At 56.6% G+C, this 19,502-nt stretch carries 15 protein-coding genes; 5 read left to right on the plus strand and 10 right to left on the minus strand.

Annotated features, from left to right (window positions below):
- Nucleotides 1-411: 411 nt before the first annotated feature.
- Complete coding sequence (locus tag KBZ14_RS14420) at nt 412-792, plus strand: hypothetical protein (protein WP_255119040.1); 381 nt, start codon at nt 412-414, stop codon at nt 790-792.
- 405 nt (nt 793-1,197) lie between these two features.
- Here the strand turns inward: KBZ14_RS14420 and KBZ14_RS14425 are convergent, their stop codons facing one another.
- Genes KBZ14_RS14425 through KBZ14_RS14450 form a run of 6 tightly spaced genes read right to left on the minus strand, consistent with a single transcriptional unit; the run spans nt 1,198 to nt 8,086 of the window.
- Nucleotides 1,198-2,943, minus strand: a complete 1,746-nt coding sequence (locus KBZ14_RS14425) for a leucine-rich repeat domain-containing protein (RefSeq protein WP_255119041.1) — start codon at nt 2,941-2,943, stop codon at nt 1,198-1,200.
- Nucleotides 2,944-2,964: 21 nt separating this feature from the next.
- Nucleotides 2,965-4,197, minus strand: a complete 1,233-nt coding sequence (locus KBZ14_RS14430) for a vWA domain-containing protein (protein ID WP_255119042.1) — start codon at nt 4,195-4,197, stop codon at nt 2,965-2,967.
- A gap of 22 nt (nt 4,198-4,219) precedes the next feature.
- The gene (locus tag KBZ14_RS14435) at nt 4,220-5,251 is read right to left on the minus strand and encodes an ATP-binding protein (protein ID WP_255119043.1); all 1,032 of its coding nucleotides are present in this window, start codon (nt 5,249-5,251) and stop codon (nt 4,220-4,222) included.
- Between the two features lie 47 nt (nt 5,252-5,298).
- Nucleotides 5,299-6,786, minus strand: coding sequence for a hypothetical protein (locus KBZ14_RS14440; protein WP_255119044.1), 1,488 nt, complete (start codon nt 6,784-6,786; stop codon nt 5,299-5,301).
- Nucleotides 6,783-7,484, minus strand: coding sequence for a hypothetical protein (locus tag KBZ14_RS14445; protein WP_255119045.1), 702 nt, complete (start codon nt 7,482-7,484; stop codon nt 6,783-6,785). Before KBZ14_RS14445 ends, KBZ14_RS14440 begins: the two co-directional genes overlap by 4 nt.
- 2 nt (nt 7,485-7,486) lie before the next feature.
- Nucleotides 7,487-8,086: a hypothetical protein gene (locus tag KBZ14_RS14450; protein ID WP_255119046.1), complete on the minus strand. Its 600-nt coding sequence runs from the start codon at nt 8,084-8,086 to the stop codon at nt 7,487-7,489.
- A 138-nt stretch (nt 8,087-8,224) separates the two neighbouring features.
- On the opposite strand from KBZ14_RS14450, the gene KBZ14_RS14455 reads away from it, so the two are divergent.
- Together KBZ14_RS14455 and KBZ14_RS14460 are read left to right on the plus strand one after the other, a co-directional pair.
- On the plus strand, nt 8,225-8,521 hold the full coding sequence (locus KBZ14_RS14455) for a BRCT domain-containing protein (protein WP_255119047.1): 297 nt from the start codon (nt 8,225-8,227) through the stop codon (nt 8,519-8,521).
- Nucleotides 8,522-8,533: 12 nt separating this feature from the next.
- A complete protein-coding gene (locus KBZ14_RS14460; protein WP_255119048.1) occupies nt 8,534-9,430 on the plus strand; it encodes a S1C family serine protease in 897 nt (298 codons plus the stop codon).
- Between the two features lie 18 nt (nt 9,431-9,448).
- Here the strand turns inward: KBZ14_RS14460 and KBZ14_RS14465 are convergent, their stop codons facing one another.
- The 3 genes from KBZ14_RS14465 to KBZ14_RS14475 all read right to left on the minus strand — a co-directional run bounded on the left by KBZ14_RS14465 (nt 9,449) and on the right by KBZ14_RS14475 (nt 12,559).
- On the minus strand, nt 9,449-9,922 hold the full coding sequence (locus tag KBZ14_RS14465) for a T3SS (YopN, CesT) and YbjN peptide-binding chaperone 1 (protein WP_255119049.1): 474 nt from the start codon (nt 9,920-9,922) through the stop codon (nt 9,449-9,451).
- Nucleotides 9,923-10,034: 112 nt separating this feature from the next.
- Complete coding sequence (locus tag KBZ14_RS14470; RefSeq protein ID WP_255119050.1) at nt 10,035-12,140, minus strand: hypothetical protein; 2,106 nt, start codon at nt 12,138-12,140, stop codon at nt 10,035-10,037.
- 41 nt (nt 12,141-12,181) lie between these two features.
- A complete protein-coding gene (locus KBZ14_RS14475; protein WP_255119051.1) occupies nt 12,182-12,559 on the minus strand; it encodes a hypothetical protein in 378 nt (125 codons plus the stop codon).
- A 159-nt stretch (nt 12,560-12,718) separates the two neighbouring features.
- On the opposite strand from KBZ14_RS14475, the gene KBZ14_RS14480 reads away from it, so the two are divergent.
- Complete coding sequence (locus KBZ14_RS14480; RefSeq protein WP_255119052.1) at nt 12,719-17,698, plus strand: tetratricopeptide repeat protein; 4,980 nt, start codon at nt 12,719-12,721, stop codon at nt 17,696-17,698.
- A complete protein-coding gene (locus KBZ14_RS14485) occupies nt 17,698-18,222 on the plus strand; it encodes a T3SS (YopN, CesT) and YbjN peptide-binding chaperone 1 (RefSeq protein WP_255119053.1) in 525 nt (174 codons plus the stop codon). Before KBZ14_RS14480 ends, KBZ14_RS14485 begins: the two co-directional genes overlap by 1 nt.
- Before the next feature lie 15 nt (nt 18,223-18,237).
- On the opposite strand, the gene KBZ14_RS14490 is transcribed toward KBZ14_RS14485, so the two are convergent.
- Complete coding sequence (locus KBZ14_RS14490) at nt 18,238-19,326, minus strand: T3SS (YopN, CesT) and YbjN peptide-binding chaperone 1 (protein ID WP_255119054.1); 1,089 nt, start codon at nt 19,324-19,326, stop codon at nt 18,238-18,240.
- Between the last annotated feature and the right edge of the window lie 176 nt (nt 19,327-19,502).

Here is a 19,502-nt window from a genome sequence, read left to right on the forward strand (position 1 = left end):
GCTGATCAGATCGAGATCGGTTGCGGCAGCAGCAGTTTCAGGCACAAAGCAGGGGCAAGCCCGCTCAGCTCAACCCATGCTGACAGCCCCGGCCAGAGCGCCTGTGACACACTTTGAATCAGCCCTGTCCCTTGACCCATGAGTTCAAGGCCTCAGTTTGCTCAAGAGGGATTATCTGTAGTCAATTGCTAGATTTACCCAAGGGGATGATTTCACCATGCCACAAAGGGGCTTGGCGCAGCACCGGGCCTCCCGGTACACGGCAAGAAGGTTGGGCCTTGTTGGGCCATGGTCACGCGAGGGGCTCCTCAGAACATTCGCCACCTGCTGAAGCATCCGTCCTTCGCATGAAGACGGCACCCAAACCGCTGCATCTGATCGATTGTGAGCGGGCTGGTTCATGACTCACCGATGCCTCCGATTCGACTGGTTCTCCTTGGCGGGGCTTGTGCCCTGGCAGCAGCGCTCTCCATCCCGGTTGCTGTGCAGGCGGGCAGCAATACGGAGATCGCCCGCCGCAGCTGGATCAATACGCTCAACACCGATCTCAAGGCTGGGATCAGCTACGAGGCCGTCAAATCCAATCCGCTGACACCAGCGTTGTTCGCTGTTGCCGATGCGGCTTGCCTCAACCAGGCTGCCGCGCTGGCACTGGCCAAGTCGATGCTTGCGCCAGCCCAGGCCCGCGCAGCCGTGCAGCGCTTTGATGAGCGCTACTGCCTGATCGCAGCTGATTCCACAGAGCACGCAACTGTTTTGGCAGCGACCCTGGAGGCCCGACCTTGCTGTTGAGAGGTCTGAGCTGGTCACCGATCACCTGGACCTGGATCTCTTGGAGTGAAACCACCAATCGGCGCGGCCACCTCTCCTCCAGGGCCGATAGTTCAGGACCTGTTGCCACCAGTAGGTCCGCATCATCCGGAATGGCGGCGACCTTCCCCCCGTCACAGCAGAACGCCTTGATTAGCGCCGGATCAGACGCCTTGTCTGTCATCCATAGTCTGATGGCGCGAAAACGGCGTGCCGGGTCAGGCTCAGACCACACGCCAGGCAGATCCAGATCACTGAAGGTGACCGTGCCGCTGGCGGCCACGTGAAGCGTGATCTCATCCGAGCGTTCCACGCAGTAGCCCAACAAGCGCAGGGCACGCTCTGGGGTGGTGGCAAGGCGCAGAAGAAAGTGCTTCATCGGTTGGCTCAGCCCATCCCCAGCAACGACAGTTTCAACTTGGCGATCTCCGTGGCGCTGTCGAACGTGCAGCCGCCAAGCGCTTTGCTGAGCTCTGAGCGGGGGGCCACCTTCAACACCTCCAGCTCTTCCAGGCCCATCACAAAGGCCACGCCATCAACATCTAGATCGGAGAGGTCGAGAGCTTTTAGATGGGGGATGCGGCTCAGGGGTGCCAGATCGGAGGCCTTGAGACCCCAGTTCCACAATTGTTCGGGGTTGTGCATCCGCATGATCCGAAGCCGGCAGACCGGCAAGGTCGCCAAGGCATCGACGAGAGGATCGGTGAACTGCCAATGCTTCTCGTCATACTGAAAATCGACACTGAGCCATGTGTCCGGCAGGCTCGCCATCGCTGAGAGATCACGTGGCTGGGCCCCCACCCTGATGGAGGTCAGCTTGCTGCATCCTTCTACCCCGCTGAGGGTCCCCAGGTCAGGGCAGTCGCTGAAGACCAGTTCGCCATCCATATCGACAGGGAGCCTGCCGATCTCGGTGATGGCGCATCTGCCGATCTCCAGAGACCGGACAGTTGCAGGCCAGCTTCGTGGAAGCTGATGGAGCTTGGCGCAATCCAGGATGCGGACCTCCACCAGATCCGGCAGCGTCTCAAGGCATTGCAAAGAAGCCAGCGCAGTGCAATTCCAAATGGCAAACTCTTTCAGGCCACTCAGGCGTTGCAGTGCCGAAACATCAGCAAGGTTATGAAGACTGGATATATGGATGGATCGCAGTTCCGTACAACTTTCCAGTCCGTCCAATTGGGTGATGCGGGGTAGACCGTGGAGATCCAGCCGCTCACCGGTGAATCGCGGAAAGGAGCTCAGGCTCGTCAGCCCTGTCAAACCGCTGATGAAAAGCTGTTGCTGGGAAATGGTGATCTCACGCAGCGATTCAAAACTGGTGATCTGAAGACAGTTGCTGATGTTCAACTCATTAAGCTGTTTGAGTCCGGCGATGCCCGCCAGCCCATCGATGCCTGTTTGGAACAGATCCAGACTGCTCAGCCTGTCAGCCGAACTGCTCAGTGGGGTGAGATCACTCAGGGATGCGTTGTAACTGAGGTCCACGGTTTCGAGCGTGCTGATCTCCCGCAAACCTTCGATGGATTTGAGCCCGACGTCTGAAGCCTTAAGCTTTCTGAGTTTAGGTGCGGGGAGCCAGTCGAGGGACTCAATCTTGTGTGCACAATCTCCCCCTCTCGCCTGGAGTTCCAGCTTCTCCAGGCACGGGAAGGGTGCGATCCGATCGGAAAGGCAATAATCATGAGGTTTGGTATTGCTTTCGCAGGGATGCCAGATAGACAGTTTTAGGTCCATCAGTCCGACAAAGCCTTGCAGCTCCGGTATCGCTGGGCATTCCAGGTCCAGACACTGGATGCACTGCCTTAGCTCGGCACCTCGACTGCGGATCGGGGCTCTCGAAAGCAGACCGAGCAGGGCATAGAGAAGGCAACGATCTGCTTCCTTGTCGACCCTTGAGAAGCGACTGCCACGATCCAATCCCACAATGGCTGATTGGGAACTAGGCCTTGGAGATACCCCAACTGAATCGAAGATGTGATCAGCGGTGGTAGGGCTCTCTTCTGCCAGCTTGCTGAAGGCATCCAGCCCCTCGTTGATGGTCGTAATATTTTGCTGGCGTAGCTGCTCCCAAATGGGTCGGAGAGCCTTAGGCAATGAGCCCTGGGTGTCGGCTAGTGGTTTTAGCGTCATGGCGCGTTCACGAGGGATAGATCAGATCAGTCGACAGATCTCGCCGTAGGGGATCTCTTCGCTGGGGAGTCCACCGGGAACGATGACCCAGAGCACTGGCAGCTGGGGAGCCTCCTCGGGAAAGTCTCCATAGCCATCGGTGAGATAGACGCACACCGCCTCCTGATCGCCGCTCCAGGCTTCGAGAGCCGCCTGGAAGAACGGACGGAAGTCGGTGCCTCCACCACCCTCCGGCTTCGGGATGTCGTGCTGCGCATCGATCCTGTAGGGGCCGTAGCAGGAGGCATCGGCATACCAGAGCTGGCAATCCAACATCGGATAGGCCGACAGGATGCCGCTCAGTTCACCGAGAAACAGCGACATCTGCTCGTCGTCAATGGAGCCACTGGTGTCGATGCAACAGAACACCTGCACGCCCTCTCCCTCCAAGTGGTCGAGATAGAGGCCCCGATGGAGAAAGCGGCGATCGAAACCGCTGAAATCGGTGGGTGTGCGCACCAGATAACGCCATAGCAGTGATCGCCAATCGATCTGTGGATCCGCGATTTCGCCGAGGTGGCGCTGCATCCCTGCCGGCAGGGTGCCCTGACCCTGGCTATTGGCGAGCACCCTCGCCTGTTGGATGGCCTGCTTCCAATGGGCCTCCAGAGCACTGCGATCGTGGAGGTCGTGCAACTCGCCGGCTAGATCGTGGCTGTTGCCCGAGTCGGGCGTATTTGTTTCAGCCTTGCCGCCTCCTTCTCCTCTTTCTCCTTCGTCGTCTCCATCGCCTGGTCCTGAATCAATAGAGCCTGGCTTGATCAGATCAGCCAGGGGCAGAGTGGGATGCTTCTTCTTGGGCTGTTTCTGGAGCAGTTCATAGATCTCCTCCACGCTCAGGTGCTCAAGCTTCTTGTTGCGGATAGCGCCCTGGGGCAGCGCGACACTCTCCTCAGCCGCCACCATGCCATTCACCACAATGTCGGCGGCGATGTTGAAGAGGTCGGGGTCGCGTACACCTCGGCGGCTGGGATGGAGCAGGGCAGCATGCAATAGCTCATGCAAAAACACCGCGTCGCGTTCTGACGGCTGGAGATCGCCGTAACCTTCGGGATGAAAGAACAACAACTTCCCATCAGTGGCGGCGATGGGAACCTCCTCCGTGAAACGAACGTCCACAAATAGCGCCAGCGCGGCAAAAAACGGCGAATGACGCCGCAGTCGAATGCGGGTGGCGCTGATCAGATCACTCAGTTGTTCGGCGGTGCGGCTCATGGCGTCGTTGCAGCGCGGGAGCTCATTGATTAATCAGCTGGCTGTAATGCGCGAGGTACTTCTGAATCGCCGCATCCTTCATCACCACCTTGGCGAGGTTAGCCAGCTGCTTGCGTCGCTGGAACTGGTTCACAACATCGGCGGCATAAAGCTGTACCCACTCTTCACTCGCTTTGGCGATCAGCCACTGAAACACGGCAAGCACCTGCGGGGGCTTCTGCGACCGCACCGTTAGTCCGGTTGTTGTCGCCCAACGACTGGATGCTTCCTTCGGGAAGACGATCTTGTCACCCTTTCCGGCAGCGATCGCATCGAGATCCGGCAGGTCGTCGTATACAGCGAGATAGGCGCGAAATTCTGAGGCCGCACCTTCTCCAACTGCCGCATCCACCGGCAGGTTGGCGCGATGCAAGCGGCTGGCCATCTCCCATGTCCGCGGCGAAGGCCAGGCAGGTGTTTTGGCGTCAAGCTTGTGGAGCAAGGTGGGGCGGAAGCCCAGGAAGGCGATCACCTGCTCGGAGAAGCCCCGCTCAAGGGCATGACTCTTGAAGCTGTCGAAGTCGGCTTCAACTGTGAGATGCAGAAAGCGGTTAGCCAGAGGGGCCGGCATTTCAAAGACCGAAGCCCGATCTTCCTTCCTATTTCCTGCGGCCCAGAGAAACCATCCGTCGGGCACCACGTAGCTGCCGACGCGGCGATCAAGAATCAACTGCTGTGCGACACCCTGCATCGCAGGAGGCGCCATGTTCAACTCATCAAGGAACAGGATGCCTTTGCCCTGACGCGGCAGAAATTCAGGGGGATACCAGGTTGAGGTGCCGGTAGCATCATCCTCGGCCGGTGGAACGGGTACAGGAAGGCCTCGCAGATCGGTGGGTGCCAGCTGGCTGAGCCGTAGATCGATGAAGTCCATCCCGGCTTCCTGCGCTACCTGAGCGACGATGCTCGACTTCCCGATCCCAGGAGGCCCCCAGATCATTGTGCTGATCGGTAGATCTGACTGCACCAGCTGATTGAGGTAGTTGATGAGCTGAGAGGGTTTGAGGCTTGACATCTGGGGCGGGCAGAACGGATGGCTGTAAAAAATGTGGTGAATGCCCTTCAGGCATTGGTCGACTTTTTCGCTGTCTTTGCGCTCGATGCGCTTTTCTTATCCTTCGGTTTAGAGACCTTCTTGGCCCTTGGTATGTCTGTCTGGACCTCGGACTCGGTACCCACCGCTTCCCAGCCCTTCTTAATGTTTTCAGCGATGAGAGAATCAGCGATCTGTTGAGCCTCGACCTCGCTAAGAGCTGAGCGAATGATTCGTTCCAGTGGTGTCTTTCGATCAGGGCTGTAATCGGTGAAGTGGACCACCCACGCAGGCCAGCCTGGCCAGGCCTCATCCTTGCCGCTCTTCCAGAGGAGCAACTTGCGGACAGCAAGGCCGCCTTTGCCTGCTTTGCTCCAGACCTGACGACGAATCAGAGTGCTCCTGGGGAGCTCGCGGGGCTCGAGTACGGCATCTGGGTCTAGATCAGGCAAAACCTCCTGCAGCTGGCTGACCCGGACATCCAGTGCACTGGCCTGCTTATCAGTTCGCCGTCTGACGACGACCGGATGGATCATGCTCACGGCGATCGCATCCACAATCGGCTGCCAACCTTCGTGAGCCACATGGTGGAGAGCCCAACGTCGGATCGGATCACCTGAACTGTCTTCGCTCTGGAGATCGGTGCAGCTCAACTCGAGTACCACCGCCGGGTTGACGAATCGGTACAGGTTGCCGTCGCTGCTCGAATGCCTGAAGGAGCTTGGGCACTCCAGAGGCAGTAGGTCCGCAAGGAGCTCTCGACGCATAGTTTCCCCGGGCAGGTTGCCGCATGCACCTAACAGTTGAATTGAGCCGTCGCTCCGCTGAAGTCCCAGTAGCAGGGAGCGCACCTGATCCGGCTCGCTCGCCCTGGTGGTGAAGCCAACGACCACGGCGTCAAGACTGAAGGATGGCTTGATCTTGTAGATCTCACCGACTGAGCTGCGGACCACAAGCCCCTCAGCCTTGCCGCTCTCCACCCAGTTCTGTACGTGGGAGCGCAGCTCTCCAGGCTCCTGGAGTTCCTCGGTTGCCACCACCGAGATCGGATGCGCATCATCTGAATCGACCAATCGCTGCAGGATCTCCAGGCGCTGGTGATAGTCCGCCGGAGGGGCTGATCCATCCAGCTCCACCACATCAAACGCGGCAAAGGCCAGCGACTGCTGCTTCCCGTCCGCCAGTGCAGCCGCAACGTCCCCCACCCGCTCCCGGGCCTCTCCCTTGGCGGGTACGTGCAGCTCGCCGGCAATGACAAGTGGCTGCGGACAGCCCTGAGCAATGGACATCAATGCATCGAGGACTGGTCCCTTTTCAATCAATCGCCCGCCACGGGCAAACAGGCATGCCTTCCCCTGGTGCAGCTCCGCCATCCAGAGCTCCCCATCAATTTTCCGGCTGACAAAGCAGAGCGCATGGGGAATCAGCTGTAGATCACCGGGCCTGATCGCGCGATAGCGCCCAGCCACTGAAGCTTTGTAGTGCCGGGCCAGGGATTCAAGTCGCGAATCAGTCATGAGCGGGCCGGGGGCTGTTTGAGCTCGAGGTTGGACAACCGCAGCAGCAGGCAATAGCCGTTGTCACTGACTCGGCCCTCCAGGAAGGCACGCCACGGCAAACCATTGAGCTGCAACACCAGGGGATCACGAGACTTCTCTCCTGCGCCAAGAAGTACCATCTTATCGGCCTCATCGAGTTCAGCGGCAATGCCGTGCAGGAATTCGTAGGTGAGGCCGTCGGTATGCCAGAGCTGAAGCGTGCGGGTGAAGGCAAAACGGCGAACTGCATCCAGTCGCTTCATCCGGTTTTTTGTGAAGCGAACAGGAACGTCTTCGCTCACATTCGGCAACCGATCCTCTGGGGCTCGCCGTTCCTTTTCCTGACCGAACGGGTCCAGAAGGATTTCAACCACATCCGGAGCCAGGCGCAGCACCTCGCGGCTGCTGTCGAGATACACCGTTCTCGTGCGTTCAACAGGACGGCCGATCAGCTCGAGGTCGACCTCAGGATCGCCATCAATCAAGGCTTGGGCGAGCTCTGAGCCATGGGCCTCGTGCAGGGCCTCGTGTGTGTTCGCTTCCCCAGCGGCCAGGAAACGGCGCATGGAGACAGGACGACCGTTGACGACTTTTTGCGGCGGAGGCTGCTCCTTGACGGAGACGAACCGAACAAAAGCATCACGGGAGTTGGCGTCAGCCAGATGAAGAGTGCGCATCTTCAGAGCATCTCGAAATCGAGGTCGTCATCGGCAGCCTCCTCGTCGTCGGGAGGCGGGGGGGCATTCGGTTCCAGAAAGCGCAGCTCAATCGGCACACCGACCATCAGGAAGATGCCGTGTTCATTGGCAACAAGAAATCCGGTTTCCGAGCGGAAATCAGCTCTGTAGTTGAAGGGAAACCGCCAGAGTTGGCCTGTCTGCAGCGACGCAGCAAGGCCCTCGTCGATGGATTCGGGCTCAAGGCAGTAGACGGAGGTGATGGCAAGGTCCAGCAAGTCGGTGGCGGGCAAGGGCCCCTGGAGGTCCACCGGCTCTCCCAGGGTTGAGGGAACCGGTGCAAGGGGCACACCATCACTGTCCTGGGCCCCGATCTCCTTGGTCTCCACCTGGCGCCCATCGGGATCAAACCATCTCTGGGCCGTCATACCGGCAGTGATCAATACAGCACCGTCATCAGTCAGCGCGGCTCGGGTGCAGGGCTCACCGACTGCATCAACTGGGATCCGGCGCCTGGCGCCATAGAGCTTGCGGCGCTCAAGCTTGCTGAGCTGGAATGAGCTCGTCGCGCCGAGGTGGGTCACGACAACAGGCTTGGCCATGCTGCTGAGTCCGATGAGATTAACCTACGCCCCCCCAAGGACGGCACCCCCAGTTATTCGCTGGGTGCATAGTTTTGCCAGTGACAGGCCGTCCTGCGGAGGGCTTAATCTGTTTGCACCTGGCACGGTCTCACAGGGATGAAGAACAATGAACCGGCGGTAGAGTGGGACTGTGAGACGATCCTGGTGTGCAGCGATGCCTTCGCAGGGCTCACCGTGGTGATCACGGGCAAACTCGAGCGGATGGAGCGCAAGGAGGCGGAGCGCCTTGTGGAACGCGCAGGCGGCAACGCCGTCGGCTCGATCAGTGGCAAGACTGACCTTCTGGTGGCGGGCGACAAGGCAGGCAGCAAGCTCACCAAGGCCAAGGAGATGGGCGTGGACGTGATCGATGAGGCTGCCTTCATTGCCAGACTTGAACTTGTTCTCCCCTGAGGCCCTGTGCTCATGACGGCTGCGCTGCAGGCTCTGAACGACGAACTCACCGGCTTGATCCGCCGAGTCCTGCCATCGACGGTGACGATCGAGGGCTACAGCAAGGATCTCTCCGAAAACAGCCAGGGTTCCGGCTGGATCTACGCACCCGGACTGGTGGTGACCAACCATCACGTCATCGATGGCATGGAAAACCCCGTCACCGTCAGTCCGGTTGGGCGCGCCGGCATCACAGGTGACGTGATCGGCAGCGACCCGGAAAACGATATTGCTGTGATCCGCGTTGAGGGGCTGGACGGCCAGCCTCTCCAGCTCGAACTGGAAGCACCCAGGCTTGGGGAACTGTGCGTGGCGATCGGGTCACCCCACTCCTACAGGGAATCGGCCAGTCTTGGAATCATCAGCGGCCTGTCCCGCCAGATTCGGATGGCGGATGGAACCGTGATTGAGGAAATGATTCAAACCGATGCGTCGGTGAACCCTGGGAACTCAGGCGGGCCGCTGGTCGATATTCATGGCCGTGTTGTTGGCATGAACACCATGGGGCCGGCGGAGACCGTGAATATGGCCGTTCCCGCCGAAACAATCGCCGCTGTTGTTCCTGAGATCGTGAGCCACGGAAGTGTTTTGCGCGCCAGCATCGGCATTTCCATTGCGGTGATCGAGCACTCGGGTGGCCTCCAGCGAGCCATCAGCGTGCGCAAGGTGAAGGATGCAGATCAGTCCCCACTGGAAAGCGGCGATATCCTTCTCCAGATCAATGGCAGAGAGCTGAAGCGGCGGATCGATGTCATACGAGCACTCGGACGTGAAGCGGTCGATCAGCAAGTCACCATCTTGATCGAGCGAAACGGTGAATCCAAGACGGTGGAGGTTCTGGCAAAAGCGAGAACCTCCTCGAAAGGCTAGGAGACTGAAGACGAGTTCTTAAACCTCGATTTCGTCGTCCGCCTCCTCATTGAAACGCTCGCCTCCCAGCCTGACCTTCAAGCGGTCGTCATACAAGTCCGCTTCATCAATCATGTCTGAAATGATGCAAGCCACCAATTCAGGACTGGGTTTTTCTGCTGGATATTTATAGTAGTACCGGATCTGCGACTCCTTCTCAAAGAAGTACATCTGGCCGATCACGATGTCGGCATTGATCTCGTTGATGAGGGCATACAGGGCTGCGCTTTCCTTGACGCCATCAAGTAACAAGGACCTGAAAACAAGCGCTGAGGGATCGGACTCAATTGAGACAACGACTCCTGCGCTGTCGCCTGTGACCACGAAATCGCCATCTTCAGTTGGATTCGCGTCTTCCGGCTTCTTCCCCGTCAGGATAGCGACGGCGCGCCTCGTGACATCAACAAGGGTGTCATGGTCAGCGCCTTGGTAGGTGAGCTCATCGTCGGCCATTTGCACAGCACTGGGTTCATACAGCATTGTCCCATGAGTCGGCCACTCAGCAACCCAAGGAATGGGGGCATCGGGCATAGGTGTCTTCAGGATCCTTACCTGATTCGCTGACTCATGAGACCAGCAGCTGCATCTTAACTTTTGCTACCTTTGACGCAGTATTAAAAGTGCAACCACCAAGCTCGGGCAGGGAACCCGCAGGGAATTGCAGATATTCAAGGGCATTCATGTTGATGATCGGACGTAGCTCGTCCTTCTTGATCCACAGATAGTTGACATCAAGATCAAGAGCCACCAAATTCTCCAGGCGCGTGAGGTTGGTCAAGTCAATATCCTCGTAGTCATCCAGCCTGAGCCTGCAGACTGGCAGTTTTGACAAGATATCCACTACCACATCTGGCAAGCTCGATTTATTTTCCATCTTGATATTGAGCCATAGGTCTTGATAGCCTGCTAGCGGCATAAGATCATTCATAGCTGGAATCTGGGACATGGTGAGCCAGATTTCCTGGATCTTGACGCTGTTGCGCAGACCCTCCACTGTCTCCAATCCATGTACAGTTTTAAGACTCAGATCTTCGTCGTATGAAGAAGGAAGCTCGCCGATTTGACGCGTTGCAAGGTCGCTCAGGCTTAAATGCCTCAAAGAGTCGGGCCAGCGCTCAGGCATGCTGACCAGCTTCGTGCATCCTGAAATGGATACACGCTGCAGATTCGGCAGGCTACCCAAGACTCTCAGGTCATCAAGGTCGGCACACCTTGTGATAACCACCTCCTCAAGCGAAGAGAGTGACAGCAACTGAGCAATGGAGGACAGGCGCTGTAGGTCGCTCAGATCGAGCCTTTTGAGATTCTTTATCTTATCAATGCCGGCAAGGTCGGATATAGGCAAATCCCACAACGTAAGGCTGCTCCCATCAAAGCATGGGAACCATCGCAAGCTTTCAATCGGTGCATTCCTTAAGCACAATAGATCTGAAGTGACTGCCGCCTGCTCCAGGCCGCGGAGGCTGAGCAGCTGCTTGCAGTTATCGATGTTGAGATCGTCAATCTGTTGACAACCAGAGAGATTCTGTAGCGTTGTGATATCCGTTTCCGCCAGATTAATGTTGCGCAAGGATTTGCAAGCCGCTGCAAGGGGGGCCAGATCGCTGACGGAGGTGCCGCTGATATCAATTGAAGATAGATTGACGCATTTAGATACACCACTAATCTCCTTGAACTCTGCGCCAACTAGCGTCAGCCTCTCGAGTCTGGGGGCGTCGAGATGGTCAAATTGAATTGTTGCACCATCAGCCATGCTAAGCGACAATTCGGTAAGCCTTGTGAGGCCCAGCCAGCAGTCCGACAAGCAAGCAGAAGGTCTTGTTCTATCCGGCTCAAGGATTTGAATATTGATCGTCTCTAAATTCTCGAAAGACCACAATTGTGGCATTACAATGATCTCAAGTGGCTCATACTCTGCCCATGGCTGGTTCAAGCTTGTGATACCGAGCCGCAAGGCTTCACCACGGCTACCGGCTGGGCATCGGGAGAGGATGCCGAGAAGTGCGTAGTAGGAATAGGAATGCGTGAAGGCATCACTCAATCTGAATCGCCGACCAGGAAACAGAGCGCCATCGATAACCTCAACTTGATCGAGCAATGGATCGGCGGCTGTGGGATCTGTTTGGAGGAGACTTTCCAGCAGGTTCAGGCCTTCATTGATCGCCGGGATTGAACGACGTCGTAGCTTCGCCCAACAGGCCTTGAGATTGTCCGGAAGACGTGGGACAGGTGTGAGATCTGGATTCACAGGAGCCCGTAGGCGATCAGCTTGCACGGAATCCTTCAGTAAAGAGCTGAATTCAGCTTCGCTGATCACAAGCTTGCGAGGATAACGATCACAAAGAGCATTGATCTCACACGTGTCACAGACAACCAGATCAGCTTCTCCTGGGTCATCACAGATTTCTCCTCCTGCCTCGAGGATCAAACGAATGAGTTCAAGGTCAGGACTATTGGCGTCGAGGTGAATCCGCATATCTTGACAAGGCTGCTCATCGACGAGCGCAATCTCCAGCGATTCATCAAGACTGAACGTGAAGATTGCCTTGACCGTCTGATGAAGTGCGCTGGCTTTGCACTGGCTTGTGAGCTCAAAGCCTTTATCGCTTAGATGGTTGACAAGACGCATCAACCGCTCAGGATTGTTGGCAATAGAAAAAAGTGCTTGCATTGGAGTCTCAATTCAATGAACGGCATCAAAACCTGCAGTCATCATTCTTCATCGCCAAGTTCGTATTCTCTCAACTGCTCAGCAAGCTCGATCACCGAATCAAGCCCATGGGCAGTCACGTGAGCCTCGACATCCACGGTTGGAAATTCATGAAAGATATAGATAAAGGATTCAAAGATCTCTTGCGGACTGAAAGTCTGCTCCTGGATTTCATCGCCATAGCGATCACGAAAGATTCTTGCATCCTCATAGGCTTGATGGAATGCTTCGCGATCAACTGATAGCTTGCCATCTGAGCCGATGCGATGATATCCACACTTTTCGATAACCGACTCTTTCCCTCTCCATGGTGGTCCTGAAATGAAGGTGGGGTCGATTTGCTCTACTTGCTCAAGCAGGTTGTATCCAGTGAGTTGCATGCTCTGAGCTGCACGGCTGCTGCAGGGGAGGGACCTTGATCGATACTAGGACTCAGAGCAAAGATTATTTTGTTTCGTACTGATTCTCTTCGGTTAAAGACCTAGCATGAGGCAGGGTCAGGTTGGCCGCAGAAACTATGCATTGTCTGCATCATTGCCATGGTTGAACACGAGGGCGTTCCACAGTCCCGTGTGGTGCGGGTGTTCCTCAGCAGCACCTTCCGCGACTTCATGCAGGAGCGCGACCGGCTGGTGAAGGAGGTGTTCCCGGAGCTCCGCCGCAAGGCCCGGGAGCGGGGTGTGGAGGTGGTGGAGGTGGATCTGCGCTGGGGCATCACCGAGGAGGAAAGCCGCCAGGGCAAGGTGTTGCCGATCTGCCTGGCCGAGATCAACCGCTGCAGGCCCTACTTCGTGGGGATGCTCGCGGAACGCTACGGCTGGGTGCCGCCGGCTGACGAAGACAACCGCGTCGTGCTGGCCGACGAGGAATACGCCTGGGTGGAGGAGCACCTGGGCCGCCGCAGCGTCACCGAGCTGGAGATCCTGCATGGGGTGCTCAACAACCCGGAGATGGCCGGCAGGGCGTTCTTTTACTTCCGTGACCCCGCCTGGAGTCAGGCACAGACGGAGCCAGGCTTTGTCTGCGACAGCGAAGAGGAAGCAGAAAAGCTTGCCGACCTCAAGCAACGCATCCTTGCCAGTGGCTTCCCTGTGGTGAAAGAGGAAGACCTGCCAGACCCCAAGGCCCTAGCCGACAGGATCGGCACAGACCTCTGGGCCCTGATCGAGGAGCAGTTTCCGGAGCTGGATCAGCCCGATGCACTCGAGCGAGAGGAGCGCAAGCACGCCAGCTACCGCAGATCGCGCACCGAGCTCTATGAGGACGGCGATAGCGGCGGCGGAAAGGTGTCACAGCTGGAGCAGTGGATCGCTGCGGGTGAACAGCGGATCCTGATCACCGGCGAATCAGGCGCCGGCAAGAGCGCCCTGATCGCCAACTGGATGCAGCGGCATCAGCAGAGCCATCCAGAGGATGTGTTGTTTGCCCACCACCTGGGCTGCAGCAACGACGCCAATGCCCTCGAGCCACTGCTGGCGCGCATGGTGCAGGCGGCCTCAACGCTGATGGCCCAGGAGAGCGATCAGGCGCTGAGCGAACCGATGAAGGTGCCGCAGGACTACTGGGAGCTGGTGAGCACCGTCACCGACACCCTCAGCAAGCTCAGTTACTGGTGCAAGCAGCAGGGCCGCCGCTGGATCTGGGTACTCGACGGCCTCGATCGCCTTCCAGAAGAGAACCAGCAGGCTCTGCCCTGGCTGCCGCTGCAACTATTCCCCCACCTACATGTGGTGATCAGTGCGCTGGATTGCCCGGCGCGCACGATCCTGCAGGAACGGGAGTACACCACCCTAACGATCGGCCCGCTGGAGCGGAAGGAGCAGAAGGCGCTGATAACCAACTATATGCGGCGTTACAACAAGACCTTGGTACCAGAGCTGGAGTCCAGGATCCTTGAGCATGAGCCAGCGCGGTCACCCTTATTTCTGCGGGTGGTGCTGGATGAGCTGCGCGTCTGCGGTCGCCACGAAACGCTGGCGCAGCAGCTTGACGACTATCTCAAGGCGCCATCCGTGGATGCTTTTTACGCCAAGGTGCTGGAGCGGCTCGAGGGCGATGTGGGCCGAGAAGTGGTTGAAAAGGTGATGACGGCCCTGTGGGCCAGCCGCGCGGGGCTTAGTGAACCGGAGCTACTCGCTATCACTGGTGTAGCACCGCTGCAATGGTCGCCGATTGATCTTGGCCTGGAAGGGTCATTCGGCAGCAATGGCAACCAGCTGGTGTTCGACCATGACTTCTTGCGTCAAGCGGTGAAGGGTCGATATCTTCTGAATAAAGAAGCAGAGCTCAAGACGCACATTGGACTAGCAGATTGGTTTATCGGCAGAGAAGGCTGGGACAAGCGAGAAGCAGAGGAGCTCCCTTGGCAACTGCAGCACGCCGAAAGGTATGAATCGCTGTTTACCTGGCTAGCCGATCCCTGGAATATCTGCATACTGACGAGCCATCGACCCATCTCAGAGCTAATCAGCTACGAAAATCAACTTCGAACACTATCGGGTATCCACCTTGACGACATTATTTGTGACTCAGTTGCGCACGAGATTGCAATAGAGAAAGGCAGGCCCGAGGTGCTTGTGCCATTTCTTCAGCAAATCAGAGAGTGCCTAGAAGAGATGGGCCTGTTCCGCTCTCTGTATATCACGGTCTCAAAAGAGCTTCTTTCATTTACAGCACAAGAGGACGTGCATCCAATGGAAGCTACTGCCAGCACAAGAGACCTTGCCAGGGCATTTCTGAATGTCGGTGACCACAGCTCCGCCAAACAGCTGTTTGACCAGCTATTGAAAATCAGCAAGATGTACAACCAAGTCGTAGATTGCGGCACCCTCAGCGATATTGCCGAGCTCAAGACTCGTCAAGGCAAAATGAAAGAAGCAGAAGAGTTGTGTTCAAGGGCATTGGCAAGCGCGAAAGATGCCTACGGGGAGAGGCACCTGCAGACCATCACCGCCATGAACAACCTTGGAGTTTTCTATAGTCGGAATTCACGCCTACAAGAAGCATTGGAAACATATACCCAGGCTCTTGGGATAATCAGAGATTTGACCGGCGAAGAATCACAGGAGACACTTGGCTTGTGCCACAACCTAAGCTCGCTGCACAATCGAATGCAGCAATACCATCAAGCGGCCGACTTGGGATTGAGAGCGTACTCTGGGCGTATGAATATACTTGGCTCAACTCACCCGCTAACCCTTAACTCTCAGGCTTCATATGCGACGGCGCTACAAGGTCAATGCGACTATGACCAGGCCAGGCAGTTGTTTTCCTCTGTTTACGAGGCAAGAAGATCGCTGCTTGGCGATGAGCATCCAAGCACCCTGGCTGACAGGAACAACCTAGCACTTGCTTGCAGCGATCAAGGCGAATGGGAGCTTGCGAAAGAACTCTATGAATTCAATCTCGAAATAGAAGAGCGGCTTTATGGCGAGAGCTCGCCCTCTACCATCGTCTCATACAGAAATCTAGCCGCTCTTTGCCTTGAAAGGGAGCTTTACGGTGAAGCCGAGCGTTATTTCAGATCCTCACTTGTAGCCTGCAAGGAGGTCTACGGTAATCAGCATCCATATCAGATGAGTAACCGTATTGGACTTGCTCGCAGCCTTAGCGCCCAAGAACTCTACGAGGAGGCGATCGAACAGCGGCGCATCGAGCTGATCTGGTGCCGAGAAGAGAAAGGAGATCGTGATGCCGGCACCCTCGCCTCCATCCGCGCCCTTGCCGATGATCTGAGTTCAAGCGGTGACCCAGATGCCGCCGAACCGCTCTATCGCGAGTGCCTCGCCGGCAGGGGGAAAACCCTTGGTGGTGACCACCCCGCCACCATGGCCACCCGTTACGACCTGGCTAACTGCCTGAGCAGTTTGGGGCGTTACTACGAAGCCATTCAGCTGAGGCGCGTCGAGCTGGCCTGGTGCGAGACGGAGAAAGGTGCCGACCATCCAGATACGCTTACCTCACTAGAATTTCTGGCTCGGGACCTTTCCTGGACCGATGAGCTCGAAGAGGCAGAAACCCTGTACCGACAGGTACTGAAACAGACCATCAAGAAGCTCGGTGCGGACCATGCAGAAACCATGGGACTCCGTCATGGCCTGGCTCGTTGCCTTAGCGCACAGGATCGCTACGAAGAAGCGATTGAATTACGCCAAATTGAACTGGCGTGGCATCGTGAAGCATTGGGTGATCGTGACCCCATCACCCTGATCTCCATCAACGGCCTGGCAACCGATCTGGAAGCATGCGGTGATCCAGAGTCCGCTGAACAGCTATACCGCGAATGCCTTGCCGGCAGGATTGAAGCCCTTGGCGATGAGCACCCCGATACCATGGCCAGCCACTACGACCTGGCTGGCTGCCTCAGCGCTCTTGAGCGCTACGACGAAGCGATCGAGCTACGGCGGATTGAACTGGCCTGGTGTCAACAGGAGAAAGGCGTAGATAATCCTGAAACAGTTGCTTCGCTTCATGCTATGGGCGTCGATCTGTTGGAAGCTGGGCAGCTAGAGGAAAGTCTTGGCATCCTGCAGGATTGCCTCAATAGGCGGCAGCAGCTGTTCGGCGATACAGATCACAGAACGCTGGCCACATTTGCCAGGGTTCTGGATGCCCTCTCAAGTCTGCAGCGTTATGACGAGGCCATCGCCATGTCAGAGACACTCCAGCGCTTACTGGAAACAGAGAGAGGATGGCTTGATTCTGCAGTTCTCCTGCAACTGAGCAACCAAGCGCAGCTGTACGAATGGTTAGAGCGTTATGAAGATGCAGAGCGCTTATGGCGTCGCCGTCTGGAAGGCAACGATCAGACCGAAGGACCCGAGCATCCCACTACTGTTCAACTTAGGTGTGACCTGGCCAGAGTTCTTGAGGAGCTTGGGAACCTAGAAGAAGCGGAGGATCTCTATCGCCAATCATTACGCAGGCAAGAAAGCGTGGTTGGGAGCGACGACCCCACCACGCTGAACACCGCATTGGCTCTAGCTGGCGTGTTGACCGAACGCCGTAAGCATTCAGAGGCCATCCCCTTGCGACGGCGAGAGCTGGCATGGTGCAGGCAGCAGAGTGGTGATCTCAATGTCGATACGCTTGACTCGATCAACGGCTTGGCGATCGATCTACGCGAAGTCGGCGAACTGAACGAAGCGGAAGCTCTGTTCTGTGAACTTCTGGCAGGCCGCCAGCAGGTGTTGGAGCCCAGCGATTTTGATATCGGGCGCGCCCTTGGTGGGCTGGCTAAAACGCTTGAGAAGGCAGGCAAACTGGAGGAGGCTCTCAGCTACAGCCAGCAGGCCTTTGCCCATCGCCTCGAGTACCAGGGTGCCGACGACTGGTGGACAAACCGCGAACGCCTGGATCTGGCTCGTGTTCTGCACCAATTGGGACGTAACCAAGCAGCTCTCGATCTGTTGGAAGAGCTGATGGAAAGCTTAAATCGCAATCAGGAACCTGACGACGATGACCGTCAGCTGGTAAGCGATGCATCAGCATTGACAATCGCTATCAAGACAGAACTTTAATGGGTATGATCAATATCCTTGATCCAACCCAAGCCAACGAAGCCATTCCAAGCCCAATGCACAACAAACCGACAGAAGCTCAGCTCCTAGACGCAGCCAAGCAGGCCGTCGGTTCGCTTTGTGATATTTCCGCTGATGACGTCGCCGTTAATGAGCATGGTGTGATCGACTTTGCCACGACCGATTCGAGCGCTGTTGTGTATTTCTGGGTTAATGCAGGGGACGACGTCGAACCAGCCTCCTATCGATTTCAAGCAACGCTCCTGCGTAATGTGACCGAAAGCCCACTGGTCTATGAATTGATTAATGCTATCAATGTCGATCTCGTGTATGGCCAGCTCTGTTTCCGAGAAGATGAGATCACTCTGTATTACCGGCATATGGTTACGACGTCTGAGCCCGATGTTCTGGCATGGATCCTTAGCCAATTGCTTGAAGAAGCTGATCGCGCGGACGACGCGCTTCAAAGCCGTGTTGGTGGTGAGCGCTGGATTGAAAGGGCGAGCGATGAAATTGATGTCTAGCTAACAGGCGAAAAATTATTCACTTGCGACGTACTGACCATTCTCCATCGCCCATTGCGGCTGTCCATCCCATGGTTGAACAGGGAATTTCTCACGTTCCCTTGAGTAGTCTTCTCCCGTAAGTGCGCTAAAGCGAGCGGCGATGATCCCTGAATTACAATGTCGCCGGCAAAGCGTAAGGATTTCGTTCCAATCCAGTTGCGCAAAGAACTCATCTTGACTCATTCTCAGAGTTCCTTCTTCTACGAACTCTGCGTGAAAGCTGTTGTCGGGGGTGCCGTAATAACCTCGAAAATAATCCTGGAATTCCTCTGGACTGCTGTGGACAACACGATGTAGCTGTTCAAGGATGAATGCTTTGTCCTCGTCGTCCGCTTCGGCATAGTCGGCAATCTCTTCTTCAGATACATAGTTGGCAATGACTGTCATCATCACACCATTGCAGTCGTTCGTGACTTGCTCGAGATCCCGCAGAATCAGATCCTCGATAGTCTGGTCGTCATCTTCTGTGGATGAATTGGTATCACCTTCATCGCCACCTTCATCCTCGTCGGCCCAGCGAAGTCCTCCAAGCGCCTCCTGAAGGGTGTCGTCGTGTTCATCAATCAGCTCAGCAATGACACGGATAAGCCAAGCGACGAGCTGAGCCGATGGATCTCTTGTCGGCAGTTTGTAATAGAAACTGATGCACTCTTCTTCAAAGGAAAGGGTGCCTATCGGTAGCTTAAGGTTGATTTCATTGATGAGTCGATAAAGCGACGGAGAAGCGTCGACCCGCTTGAGCAAATTAGCAAAGAACAAAAAGCCAGGAGTTGGCGCACCGTCGACATTCAAGAGGAGCGCTGCAGTCGCATCCTTGCCGTTGTCAACAACGATAAATCCATCCTTGTCGACCCGCACATCCTCGGGAGCAATGCTGCAGCAATCCGCCACGGCTTGCTTCGCGACATCCAGCAATTCCTGCTCGGTCGGTCTGCAGGGATCGGCCATGGCCTGGGTTGCACGCATAACCAAGAAATCTATTCCATTCGGCTTACGTTCGATCACCTGCTGTCCCCAGAAATCTGGCAGCGCATCACGAAGGGCGCCGAAGAAACCACCCAAGCGGGCAGTTTGAAACTGCTCAGTCGATAGTCGTAGTTCTAAAGGGTCGAGCTCCAGCTTCGATCTACAGCTGCTCGGGCCGGATGATCGGGCTGGAGCCCTCGGCTTTGACAGAAATGTCGATCCACCCGCACCGCAGCGCCGGTTCAACCGAATCCTTGATCTCGATTGGATCC

Origin of the sequence: Synechococcus sp. HJ21-Hayes, assembly GCF_024345835.1 — a bacterium.
GTDB lineage: Bacteria > Cyanobacteriota > Cyanobacteriia > PCC-6307 > Cyanobiaceae > Vulcanococcus.